The sequence below is a fragment of the Streptomyces sudanensis genome (assembly GCF_023614315.1).
GTDB classification, from domain to species: Bacteria; Actinomycetota; Actinomycetes; order Streptomycetales; family Streptomycetaceae; genus Streptomyces; species Streptomyces sudanensis.
Genome location: NZ_CP095474.1, coordinates 2,248,616 through 2,259,228 on the forward strand (window position 1 = coordinate 2,248,616; position 10,613 = coordinate 2,259,228).

The window sequence follows — 10,613 nt, forward strand, 5'->3', positions numbered from 1 at the left end:
CGCGNCCGNNNCCGGGGCCGCCGCCCGCCGGGCCGCCGCGCCCCCGCAACCGGTACGTCCGGCTCTTCGCCGCGCCCGGCACCCGCGCGTTCACCGCCGGGAACCTGATCGCGCGCGTCCCGATGGGCATGTTCACCGTCAGCGCGGTCGTCATGATCGCCGGGTCGCGCGGTTCGTACGCCCTCGCCGGCGCGGTCTGCGCGACCGGTCTCGCCGCGACGGCGGTCGTGGCGCCGTTCACCGCGCGGCTGGTCGACCGGTACGGGCAGGCACGGGTCGCCGTCCCCGCCACGGTCCTCGCCGTCCTCGGGTCGCTCGCCCTGCTGCTGTGCGTCCGCCGCGGCGCGCCGGACTGGACGCTGTTCGCCGCGTACGCCGCGACCGCGACCACCCCCAACGCCGGCGGCATGTCCCGCGCCCGCTGGGCCCACCTCTACCGCGACACCCGGAGGCGCTGCACACCGCCAACGCCTTCGAGCAGGCCGTGGACGAGCTGTGCTTCATGACCGGCCCGGTGCTGGCGGCGTTCCTGTGCGCGGCGCTGTTCCCGGAGGCGGGCACCCTGGCCGGCGCGGTCCTGCTGCTCGCCGGGACGCTGGTGTTCACCGCGCAGCGGGCGACGGAGCCCCCGGTCGCGCCGCGCACGGCCGGGCGGCGGGTGCGGTCCCCGCTCCGCGTGCCGGGGATGCCCGCGCTGCTGGCGGTGTTCCTCGCGACGGGCGCGGTCTTCGGTGCGATGGAGATCGTGACGCTGGCGTTCGTGGACGGACCGGAGGCCGGGCCGGTCCTGGCGCTCCAGGCGTTCGGCTCGTTCCTGGCGGGCCTCGCGTACGGCTCGGTGCGCCCCTCCCCCGACGTGCGGCGGCGGCTGCTGGCGTGCCTGGCGGCGATGGCGGCCCTGATGTGGCTGCCGCCGCTCGCGGCCGGCACGGGGTCGCTGCCCGCCCTGGCGGGAGCGCTGCTGGTGGCGGGGATGGCGACGGCGCCGACGATGACGACGGGCATGTCGCTGGTGCAGCGGCTCACCCCCGCGGGGCAGTCGAACGAGGGGATGTCCCTGGCCGTGACGGCCCTGCTGGGCGGGATCTCCGCGGGCGCGGCGGCCGGCGGCCGGCTCGTGGACCGGGCGGGCCCGGACGCCGCCTACCTCCTGCCGGCGGGAGCGGCGGCCCTGGCGCTGTGCCTGGCGGCGGCGGGCGTCCGGGCGCGGGGCCTGCCGTATGCTCCGCGGCATGCTGACGGTGGAGCGACTGCGGGCTGACCACGCGCCCGCCCTGCTGGACTTCGAGCGGGAGAACCGCGCGTACTTCGCCCGGTCGGTGTCCGACCGGGGCGAGGCGTACTTCGCGGAGTTCGCCGACCGGCACCGCGCGCTGCTCGCCGAGCAGGAGGCGGGGCTCCTCCACCTCCACGTCGTGCTGGACGGGGACGGCGCGCTGGTCGGACGCGTCAACCTGGTCTGCGACGGGCCCGGCGCCCCGGAGCTCGGCTACCGGATCGCGCGGCGGGCGGCCGGCCGGGGCGTGGCGACGGCGGCGGTCGCGGAGGTGTGCCGGCTGGCCGGCGCGGTGTACGGGCTGACGGAGCTGCAGGCGTTCACGACCGCCGACAACCACGCCTCGCGCACGGTCCTGGAGCGCAACGCCTTCACGCACGTGGGCGAAGCGACCCTGCCCCGGACGGACCGCCCGGGCCTGCGCTACCACCGCACCCTGCCCTGAGACCGCGGCCGGCCGCCCACCGCGCCCCGGCCCCGGAGCACGGTCGGCACGCGGACATGGCGAAGGCCCGGCCGCCGTGAGGCTGCCGGGCCCTCGCCCACATGGGAAAGTGGAGATGGCGGGAATCGAACCCGCGTCCAACGGTGCAGAACCAGGGCTTCTCCGTGTGCAGTCCGCTTCGCTTTTCTCGGCCCCGGAGATCACGCGGACAAGTCTCCGACGGGCTCAGTCACTGTGTGGTTTCCCTCTACGCCCCGTGACCGGGCCTAGAGGTTGAGTTCCCTAGCTGATGCCAGGATCCGGGTCGGGAACAGCCCCGGGCTGACACTTCGCGAGTCGCTACTCAGGCAGCGAGGGCGAAGGAATCGCGCTTGGTGTTGGCGATTTTTTTTTTCGGCCGGTGGTTTACGAGATCATGGCCGCTTCCTCGACACGCTTCCCCTGCTTCGACAGCCGCTGTCGAAACCGATCATCCCCATGTTGATTTTTCAAACCCCCTGAGGGGCGCGCCCCCGCCGTGGGGGGCAGGTGCCATTGTACGGGATCGACGCGGGACGGGGCCAGCGTGTTTCCCCCGGCAGGTGACCCGCCTCACCCGGCTAGGCGCGCTGGCGGCGGCGGATCGCCGACATGGTGCGCTCGGCCTCGCGCCGGTCCTGCTTCTCCCGCAGCGTCTGCCGCTTGTCGTACTCCTTCTTGCCCCTGGCGAGCGCGATCTCGACCTTGGCCCGGCCGTCCTTGAAGTACAGGGAGAGCGGCACGACCGTGTGCCCCGTCTCCTGCGACTTCGACTCCAGCTTGTCGATCTCCGCGCGGTGCAGCAGCAGCTTCCGCTTGCGCCGGGCGGTGTGGTTGGTCCAGGTGCCCTGGCTGTACTCCGGCACGTGGACGTTGTGCAGCCACGCCTCGTGCCCGTCGATCTGCACGAAGCCGTCCACCAGCGAGGCCCGCCCCTGGCGCAGCGACTTCACCTCGGTGCCGGTCAGGACCAGACCGCACTCGTAGGTGTCCATGATGTGGTAGTCGTGCCGCGCCTTCTTGTTCTGCGCGATCAGCTTGCGCCCTTTTTCCTTAGCCATAGTGCGGCCATTTTCTCACTACGCGCCCGCCCCGAGGCCACTCAATACCGTACGGGCCCGCTCCTCGGCCCGGGTGGGCGCCGGGACGTCCGGGGCGATGCCCCGCCCGTCGACCCGCGCGCCCGCCGGGGTGCGGTAGTGGCCGACGGTCAGCTCGGCGACCGACCCGTCGGGGAGGCTGCTGGGCATCTGCACCGAGCCCTTGCCGAAGGTGCGGGTCCCCACGGTGACGGCCCGCCCGCGGTCCTTGAGCGCCCCGGTCAGCAGCTCGGCGGCGCTCATGGTGCCGCCGTCGATCAGCGCGACGACGGGCCTGCCGGTGTCGCCGCCCGGCTCCGCGTACAGGGCCCTCTCCTCGCCGTGCAGGTCGTACGTGGCGACGAGCCCCCCGTCGAGGAAGGCGGACGCGGCGGCGACCGCCTCGGCGACCAGCCCGCCCCCGTTGCCCCGCAGGTCCAGCAGCACGCCGGCGCCGTCGGGGGCGCGGTCCACGGCCCTGCGCACCAGTTCGCCGCTGCCCCGGGTGAACGCGCTGACCCGGATCAGCACCGCGTCGCCGAGCCGCCGCACGGTGACCGCCTCGGCGGCGAGCCGGGCGCGGCGCAGCGTCAGCGTCCACGTGCGGGCGCCCCGCTGCACACCGAGGACGACCGCGGAGCCGGCCCGCGCACGCGCGCCGTCGCCGCGGAGCAGGGCGACCACCTCGGCGGCGGCGCGCCCGTGCACGGAGCGGCCGTCGACCGTCCGGAGCCGGTCGCCGGGCCGCAGCCCCGCCCGCTCCGCGGGCCCGCCGCGCTGCACCCGGGCCACCTCGACGCGCCCGTCGGCGGTGCGGCGCGCCCACAGGCCGACCCCCGTGTACGCCCCGTCCAGGGCGCGCCGGAGGTCCTCGTACTCGTCCTTGTCGTAGACGGCGCTCCACCGGTCGCCGCTGCGGCTGGCCGCCTCCTCCGCGGCCTTCGCGACGGGCTTGCCGTCCTCGGCGGCCCGGACCGCGGCGCGGACCACCTGCTCCCGTACCGCGCCCGCCCGGGACTGGGGGGCGGTCGGCGGGCCGCCGCGGGCCGCCCTCGACGGGGCGGAGCCGTCGCGCGGCAGGGAGTCGGTGACGGCGGCCGTCGCGAGGACGGTGGCGAACAGCACCGGCAGGACGGCCCCGCGCCCGATGCGGCGGGGCCGGAGCGAGAACCCTGGACCCGGCAGCGACATGACGCCCACTCTAGGACAAGCAGGAGGCGCCGCACGGGGGTTGCCCGTACGGCGCCGGAGGGTACTTGTCACACCTTCAGGTACTTGCGCAACGCGACGGCGGCCGCCAGCGACGGCATCAGCAGCCCGAGGACGAGCACCAGCGGCAGGACGGAGAACACCGCGTCCCAGCCGATGAACTGGATCAGCGGCATCTGCTCGGCCAGCGACAGGCCCGCGTCGATCAGGAAGTACCGGCCCACCAGGAGCAGCGCGCAGGCGACCAGCCCGCCCAGCAGGCCGGCGAACGCGGCCTCCATGATGAACGGCATCTGGATGTAGAAGCTGGAGGCGCCGACCAGCCGCATGATCCCGGTCTCACGGCGGCGGCTGAACGCCGACACGCGCACCGTGTTGACGATGAGCATCAGCGCGATCACCAGCATCAGGCCCATGACGACGAGGGCCGCGACGTTCATGCCGCGCATCATGTTGAACAGGGTCTCCAGCAGGCCGCGCTGGTCCTGCACCGAGTGGACGCCGGACCGGCCCGAGAAGGCGGTGGCGACGACCTCGTACTTCTCCGGGTTCTTCAGCTTGACCCGGAACGACTCCTGCATCTGGTCCGGCGTGACGACGCTGGCGATGGGGTTGTCGCCGTACTCCTCCCGGTAGTGCCGGTACGCCTCCTCCGCCGTCTCGTGGTGGACGGTCTCCACGATGTCGAGCTTCTTGAGGTCCGCCTCGATCTGCTCCTTCTGCTGGGCGGTCACCGCGCCCTTGGAGCACGTCTCCGCCGCCTTCGCGTCGTTCTTGTTGCAGAGGTAGATGGTGACGTTGACCTTGTCGTACCAGAAGTTCTTCATCGCGTCGACCTGCTGGCCCATCAGCACCGCACCGCCGAAGAGGGCCAGCGACAGGGCCACCGAGATGATGACGGCGAAGGTCATCGTGAGATTGCGACGGAGGCCGACACCGATCTCCGAGAGTACGAACTGGGCGCGCATCGCGTGCGTAGAGCCTTTCCTTGCCGTGCCTGAAGCCTGCCACTGCCCGCCGGTCGGTCAGTGCTGGTAGCCGTAGACGCCGCGGGCCTGGTCGCGGACGAGCCGGCCGTTCTCCAGCTCGATGACGCGCTTGCGCATCTGGTCGACGATGTTCTGGTCGTGCGTCGCCATGACGACGGTGGTGCCCGTGCGGTTGATCTTGTCGAGGAGCTTCATGATGCCCACCGACGTCTGCGGGTCGAGGTTGCCGGTCGGCTCGTCGGCGATCAGCAGCATCGGCCGGTTGACGAACGCGCGCGCGATGGCCACGCGCTGCTGCTCGCCGCCGGACAGCTCGCCCGGCATCCGGTCCTCCTTGCCCGCCAGGCCGACCAGGCCCAGGACCTGCGGCACGGACTTGCGGATCTCGCCGCGGGACTTGCCGATGACCTCCTGCGCGAAGGCCACGTTCTGCGCGACCGTCTTGTTCGGCAGCAGCCGGAAGTCCTGGAACACCGTGCCCAGCTGGCGGCGCATGTGGGGCACCTTCCAGTTCGACAGCCGGGCGAGGTCCTTGCCGAGGACGTGCACCGTTCCCGTGCTGGCGCGCTCCTCGCGCAGGAGCAGGCGGAGGAAGGTCGACTTCCCGGAGCCGGAGGACCCCACCAGGAAGACGAACTCGCCCTTCTCGATCTCCAGGGACACGTCCCTGAGCGCGGGCTGGCTCTGCTTCGGGTAGGACTTGGAGACGTTGTCGAATCGGATCACGGATGCACCCACGGTCGGCAGGGAGGAGTAGGTGAGCGTGACCATACGCGAACCGGGAAGCCCCGCGCAGACTCCGGACGGGCTTGCCCGGTTTGCCCGCATTGCAGGGCTGTGATAAGCATCCGGACCGGTGGGAATCCCCCGGGGCGCGCCTAAACTCGTGAGACCTGGCACAGTGGGGAGGGGAACGGACGCGTTTCCCTGAGCGTTGTGCGGAGAGAACCGGATGGACGACCGCGGTCCGGCGACCCCGCCGCGCGGGAGGAGGAGAGCGCATGACCTATGACCGATTGGTGTGCGCCAACTGCGCCGCGCCCGTGAGCGAGGGCCGCTGCCCCGTCTGCCGGGCGAACCGCCAGCGCATGCAGCAGAGCCCCTGGGGCGCCCTGAGCCCGTCGGCGCTGCTGGCGCTGTTCCTGCTCCTGGCGGCGACGGCGGCGGCGCTGGTCGTGGCGCACCAGCCCGCGTAGCGGCCCGGGAGCAGCGCCACGGCTCGTACGCACCGCCTGCGAGAAGGGCCTGGACACCGCGTGACGCGGGGTCCAGGCCCTTTTCCGTACGCCCGGTCGCCGGGCGCCGCTCAGGTCGTGCGCCCGGTGGCCCGGGCGCGGGGCGCCTCCGCTCAGGCGGCGGTGCGACCGCCGACCATGCGCGGCAGCAGGCGGAAGCCGATGCCGCCGGCGATCATCGTCGCGGCGCCGAGGAGGAGGAACGAGGTCTCGGCGGCGCCGGTCTCCGCCAGCTCCTCCTTGGCCTCGCCCTGCTGCACCGGCTGCGAGCCGACGTTGTTGGTGTCCGGGGTGTTGGTGTCGGGAGTCGCGGTGTCGGCGCACTCGACGCCGTCGGCGGTCACGGTGCAGGAGTCGGCTCCGCCGCCGGTCGTGCCGGTGCCGCCGGTGGAGGCGGGGACCTCACCGCCCGTGGAGCCGCTGGTGGCGCCGTTGGTGGAGGGGCCGCCGTTGCCGGTGCCGCCGTCGGTGGAGGCGCCGCCGTTCGTGGACGCGCTGCCCTCGGTCGAGGCGCCGCCGCTGGTGGAGGGACCGGCGTTACCGGCACCACCATTGGTCGAAGGACCGGCGTTACCAGCACCACCGTCGGTCGACGCACCACCGTTGGTGGAGGGACCGGCGTTACCGGCACCACCATTGGTCGAAGGACCGGCGTTACCAGCACCACCGTCGGTCGACGCACCACCGTTGGTGGAGGGACCGGCGTTACCGGCACCACCATTGGTCGAAGGACCGGCGTTACCGGCACCACCATTGGTCGAAGGACCGGCGTTACCGGCACCACCATTGGTCGAAGGACCGGCGTTACCGGCACCACCGTCGGTCGAAGGACCGGCGTTACCGGCACCACCGTCGGTCGAAGGACCGGCGTTACCGGCACCACCGTCGGTCGAAGGACCGGCGTTACCAGCACCACCATTGGTCGAAGGACCGGCGTTACCAGCACCACCGTCGGTCGACGCACCACCGTTGGTGGAAGGACCGGCGTTACCGGCACCACCATTGGTCGAAGGACCGGCGTTACCGGCACCACCGTCCGTGGACGTGCCGCCGATGGACACGCCACCGTTGACGGACGTGCCGGCGTTGCCGTTCCCGCCGGCGTTGCCATTCCCGCCGCCGTTGCCGTTACCGTTGCCGCCGCCGTTGCCGTTCCCGCCACCGTTGCACGTGGGGTCGAGCGGGGCGCACGCGTCGTTGAAGCCGATCTGGAAGCCCGCCGCCTGGGCGGCCCCGGCCGCGGTCAGGGAGGCGCCCGCGGCGATCACCGCACCGGCGGCCACCCGCGCGACCCTGATCCGCATCTTCTTGGTCATAAAGCTGCTACCCCCAGTAGCTGTTCTCGTCAGTGGAGCAGCGCACCGGGAGCAGGGCAGGAAGGCCGCGACGTCACCGGGCCGGCCCCCCGCTCACACGCGCCCCGGGTTCCGCGCATGCCACGCTCCAGACTTTCGGCTTTTCGGAGGAGCGTCAAGAACGTTGTACGGCTTAAGAGTTGGTAATCGGCGGTTTGCCCGCTATACGGGTATGCACCTGTGACGCAGCCGGGCAACCCCGCCCTGACCAGGCAGATTGCCTTGTCGACAAAGCGATGCCAGCGCCGCGCGGGCCGGCCGGGGACCCGGCTCCCCGTCTCCGCCCGGGAATCCACCCGGAAAAGCGGCGACGGCGCCGCGCCCCTCCCCGGGGCCGGCGCCGTCACCGTACGGGGCGTGCCGGTTACTTCTCCTGCTGCTTGCGCCAGCGGATGCCCGCCTCCAGGAAGGCGTCGATCTCGCCGTCGAGGACGGCCTGCGGGTTGCCGACCTCGTGCTCCGTGCGCAGGTCCTTGACCATCTGGTAGGGGTGCAGGACGTAGGAGCGCATCTGGTTGCCCCAGGAGCTGCCGCCGTCGCCCTTGAGCGCGTCCATCTTCGCGCGCTCCTCCTGGCGCTGGCGCTCCAGGAGGCGGGCCTGGAGGACGCGCATCGCGGACGCCTTGTTCTGGATCTGCGACTTCTCGTTCTGGCAGGACACGACCACGCCCGTCGGGATGTGCGTGATGCGGACCGCGGAGTCCGTCGTGTTGACGGACTGGCCGCCGGGGCCGGAGGACCGGTACACGTCGATGCGGAGGTCGTTCTCCGGGATCTCGATGTGGTCGGTCTGCTCGACCACCGGCAGCACCTCGACGCCCGCGAAGGACGTCTGGCGGCGCCCCTGGTTGTCGAAGGGCGAGATGCGGACCAGGCGGTGGGTGCCCTGCTCGACGGAGAGCGTGCCGTACGCGTACGGGGCGTGGACGACGAACGTGGTCGACTTGATGCCGGCCTCCTCCGCGTACGACGTCTCGTAGATCTCGGTCTTGTAGTCGTGCCGCTCGGCCCAGCGGAGGTACATGCGCTGCAGGCGCTCCGCGAAGTCGGAGGCGTCGACGCCGCCGGCCTCGGCGCGGATGGTGACGAGGGCCTCGCGCTCGTCGTACTCGCCGGACAGGAGCGTGCGGACCTCCATCTCGTCCAGGGCCTTGCGGACCGCGGCCAGCTCCGCCTCGGCCTCGGCCAGGGTGTCCGGGTCGTCCTCGGCCTCGGCGAGCTCGAACAGCACCGCGAGGTCGTCGATCCGGCCGCGCAGGGTCTCCGCCTTGCGGACCTCGGCCTGGAGGTGCGACAACCTGCTGGTGATCTTCTGTGCCGCCTCGGGGTCGTCCCACAGGGACGGCGCGGCCGCCTGCTCCTCGAGCACGGCGATGTCTGCCCTCATCTTGTCGAGGTCGAGGACCGCCTCGATGGACCCCATGGTCGAGGTGAGGGACTTCAGCTCTTCGGATACGTCGACGACTGCCACGGGTCCAGCGTAACGGCTGGCCGCTCCGGCCCGGCCCCCCGAGGGCGCCGGAGCGCTTCCCCCCGGGGGCCGGGCACGTGCTCAGGGCCGGGCGGAGCCGGTGTCGGGGNGGTCTCGGGNCAATCTCAGCTGTAGACTGCCGGGAGTCCCCGGGCGGCGCCTCCGCGTCGTCGCCGCCGACCGCGAACCAGCCGCCGACGCCCGCCGCGGCGGCCAGGGCGGCGCCGGCGACGGAGAGCGCGAGGCGGCGCCTGCGGGCCGCGGACGGCTTGTTGCGGGCCGAACCGGGGCGGCGCTGACCGGAGGCGCGGGGGGCGCGGGCGGTGCCGAGGGGGCCGCCGGACAGCTCGTCCGGGCCGGGCACGCGCATCGACGTGTGGGTGTCCCGGCTGGAGTCGGCGGAGGAACCGGGGACCAGCGGGACGGCGGCGCGGCGCGGGGCGTCCGGGAGCGTCGGGTACGGGTCGTCCCCGTACGGCTCCGAGGGGGGCTCGGCGCCCGGCTCGTCCACGTCCAGCGGGGGCATGTGGGCGACGAGCGGCGCCAGGTCGTGGAGGCGCGCGGCGAGCTCGGAGGCCCGCAGCCGGGACGCGGGCGCCTTGGCCAGGCACTGGACGATCAGCTGCCACAGCTCGTCGGGGATGCCCGGCAGCGGGACGACCGTCTCGGTGACGTGGCGGCGCAGCACGGCGCCCGGGTGCCCGCCGCCGAACGGGGTGAAGCCGGCCAGCAGCTCGTACAGGACGGTGGCGAGGGCGTAGATGTCGACGGCGGCGCGCGGCGGCAGGCCCTCGACGATCTCGGGGGCGAGGTAGTCGGGGGTGCCGATGATGCGGTTGGTGCGGGTGCGGCCGGGGGTGTCGATCAGCTTGGCGACGCCGAAGTCGGTGAGGACGGCGGGGTGGGCGCCGCCCGGGCCGAGGGGGCCCTCCATGTCCAGCAGGATGTTCTCCGGCTTGACGTCCCGGTGGACGACCCCGGCGGCGTGCGCGGCGGCGAGGCCCTCGGCGACGTCCGCGACGACGGCGACGGCCGCGGCGGGCGCGAGGCGGCGCTCGCGGTCGAGGCGGCTGCGCAGGTCGGTGCCGCGGACGAGGTCCATCACCAGGGCCAGGTCGTTGCCGTCGACGACCAGGTCGCGCACGGCCACCACGTGCGGGTGCTCGAGCCCGAGCAGGGCGGTGCGCTCCTGGACGAAGCGGCCGACGAGCTCCTGGTCCGAGGCGAGGTCCTCGCGCAGCAGCTTGATGGCGACGGGGCCGTCCGGGCCCTCGCCGAGCCACACCGTGCCGGCGCTGCCCCGCCCCAGGATCTGGTGAGCCGTGTACCGGCTGCCGATTTTCCGTGCCAAGACTGCTCCCTCAGCGGCTGGCGTTCGCGACCAAGTTACGCGGGTGCGGGCGGCGGCCGTCACACGGGAGCGGAAATCACCCCTCCGAAGTCGACAAAGCGACATGCCGGGTGCGAGGGGCCGAGCGGGAGCCGGGTGCCCGGAGAACGGGCGGCGCGGGCGGAGCCGGCCGGGGGGTTCAGGCT

The 10,613-nt window shown here is 73.0% G+C and carries 8 protein-coding genes, 1 other RNA gene and 2 pseudogenes; 3 read left to right on the forward strand and 8 right to left on the reverse strand.

What is annotated here, in order from left to right:
- Positions 1-11 precede the first annotated feature (11 nt).
- A pseudogene (locus tag MW084_RS10375) lies at positions 12-1,261 on the forward strand (MFS transporter); the annotation flags it as partial.
- Positions 1,233-1,721, forward strand: coding sequence for a GNAT family N-acetyltransferase (locus tag MW084_RS10380; protein ID WP_078571560.1), 489 nt, complete (start codon positions 1,233-1,235; stop codon positions 1,719-1,721). The pseudogene MW084_RS10375 and the gene MW084_RS10380, both read left to right, overlap by 29 nt.
- Before the next feature lie 107 nt (positions 1,722-1,828).
- On the opposite strand, the gene ssrA is transcribed toward MW084_RS10380, so the two are convergent.
- From ssrA to ftsE, 5 genes are all read right to left on the reverse strand, one after another.
- Positions 1,829-2,198: a transfer-messenger RNA gene (ssrA, locus tag MW084_RS10385) on the reverse strand.
- A 122-nt stretch (positions 2,199-2,320) separates the two neighbouring features.
- Positions 2,321-2,800, reverse strand: a complete 480-nt coding sequence (smpB, locus tag MW084_RS10390) for an SsrA-binding protein SmpB (protein ID WP_010470178.1) — start codon at positions 2,798-2,800, stop codon at positions 2,321-2,323.
- Positions 2,801-2,818: 18 nt separating this feature from the next.
- Positions 2,819-4,009, reverse strand: coding sequence for a S41 family peptidase (locus MW084_RS10395; protein ID WP_010470179.1), 1,191 nt, complete (start codon positions 4,007-4,009; stop codon positions 2,819-2,821).
- A 68-nt stretch (positions 4,010-4,077) separates the two neighbouring features.
- Positions 4,078-4,995 (reverse strand): permease-like cell division protein FtsX, encoded by a 918-nt coding sequence (ftsX, locus tag MW084_RS10400; protein WP_010470180.1) that lies wholly within the window; start codon positions 4,993-4,995, stop codon positions 4,078-4,080.
- 57 nt (positions 4,996-5,052) lie between these two features.
- Positions 5,053-5,742, reverse strand: a complete 690-nt coding sequence (ftsE, locus tag MW084_RS10405; protein ID WP_010470181.1) for a cell division ATP-binding protein FtsE — start codon at positions 5,740-5,742, stop codon at positions 5,053-5,055.
- A gap of 275 nt (positions 5,743-6,017) precedes the next feature.
- Between ftsE and MW084_RS10410 the strand changes: the two genes are divergently transcribed.
- Positions 6,018-6,212 (forward strand): hypothetical protein, encoded by a 195-nt coding sequence (locus MW084_RS10410; RefSeq protein WP_010470183.1) that lies wholly within the window; start codon positions 6,018-6,020, stop codon positions 6,210-6,212.
- A gap of 152 nt (positions 6,213-6,364) precedes the next feature.
- On the opposite strand, the gene MW084_RS10415 is transcribed toward MW084_RS10410, so the two are convergent.
- The 3 genes and pseudogenes from MW084_RS10415 to MW084_RS10425 form a co-directional block, all read right to left on the reverse strand.
- A complete protein-coding gene (locus MW084_RS10415; RefSeq protein WP_275563556.1) occupies positions 6,365-7,567 on the reverse strand; it encodes a beta strand repeat-containing protein in 1,203 nt (400 codons plus the stop codon).
- Between the two features lie 403 nt (positions 7,568-7,970).
- Complete coding sequence (gene prfB, locus MW084_RS10420) at positions 7,971-9,077, reverse strand: peptide chain release factor 2 (protein ID WP_010476208.1); 1,107 nt, start codon at positions 9,075-9,077, stop codon at positions 7,971-7,973.
- A gap of 120 nt (positions 9,078-9,197) precedes the next feature.
- Positions 9,198-10,428 (reverse strand): annotated as a pseudogene (locus MW084_RS10425) (serine/threonine-protein kinase); the annotation flags it as partial.
- Between the last annotated feature and the right edge of the window lie 185 nt (positions 10,429-10,613).

Excerpts from the sequence above, each read along its gene's own strand:
- MW084_RS10380 (WP_078571560.1), top strand. The coding sequence starts at position 1,233 with ATGCTGACGGTGGAGCGACTGCGGGCTGACCACGCGCCCGCCCTGCTG.
- ftsX (WP_010470180.1), bottom strand. The coding sequence starts at position 4,995 with ATGCGCGCCCAGTTCGTACTCTCGGAGATCGGTGTCGGCCTCCGTCGC.
- smpB (WP_010470178.1), bottom strand. The coding sequence starts at position 2,800 with ATGGCTAAGGAAAAAGGGCGCAAGCTGATCGCGCAGAACAAGAAGGCG.
- MW084_RS10395 (WP_010470179.1), bottom strand. The coding sequence starts at position 4,009 with ATGTCGCTGCCGGGTCCAGGGTTCTCGCTCCGGCCCCGCCGCATCGGG.
- MW084_RS10415 (WP_275563556.1), bottom strand. The coding sequence starts at position 7,567 with ATGACCAAGAAGATGCGGATCAGGGTCGCGCGGGTGGCCGCCGGTGCG.
- MW084_RS10410 (WP_010470183.1), top strand. The coding sequence starts at position 6,018 with ATGACCTATGACCGATTGGTGTGCGCCAACTGCGCCGCGCCCGTGAGC.